The organism is Liquorilactobacillus uvarum DSM 19971, assembly GCF_001434935.1.
Lineage (GTDB): Bacteria > Bacillota > Bacilli > Lactobacillales > Lactobacillaceae > Liquorilactobacillus > Liquorilactobacillus uvarum.
This window is the reverse complement of record NZ_AZEG01000114.1, coordinates 1-477: the sequence shown is the minus strand read 5'-3', so window position 1 is coordinate 477 and position 477 is coordinate 1. Positions and strand designations below refer to the sequence as shown.

At 41.3% G+C, this 477-nt stretch carries 1 protein-coding gene; it reads right to left on the bottom strand.

Going from position 1 to position 477, the window contains the following annotated elements:
* Positions 1–14: 14 nt before the first annotated feature.
* Positions 15–477 (bottom strand): IS30 family transposase (locus tag FD20_RS12690; protein ID WP_157060945.1); only part of this gene is annotated, 463 nt, incomplete at its 5' end.

Genomic DNA, 477 nt, shown 5'->3' with positions numbered 1-477 from the left:
GGTAGATTGCAAATTTAATCCGAATTTTTTGACAAATTGGTCAGCATGACCTGATAAGGTGTTTGCCAGTCAAGTATTTTAAGTGGTCTCTGATTAATTTCGAGTAAGGTGGTTTTCAAGCCTTGAGCACTAATGTGCTCAAAATAAGTCCCCTTAGGATAAAAATAGCGTAAGTTCCGATTAAATCGTTCATTACTGCCGCGCTCAGCTGGCGTATAAGCATGGCAGTAATAGGTCTTAATACCGTATTGTGCTTCAAGTGATACTAGACCGCTAAACTCAGTGCCACGGTCCACCGTAAAACTATGCACCGGGCCATTAAAAGTTGCTAGAAACTTATTTAGGGCTTCATTAACAGTCGCTGTCGTCCGGTTTTTTAATCGGTAGGCCCAAAGGAAACGTGATTTGCGATCGATTAAGGTTAATAAAACTGCCTTACTATGCCCACGAGGACCAACGACTGTATCTAGTTCAAAA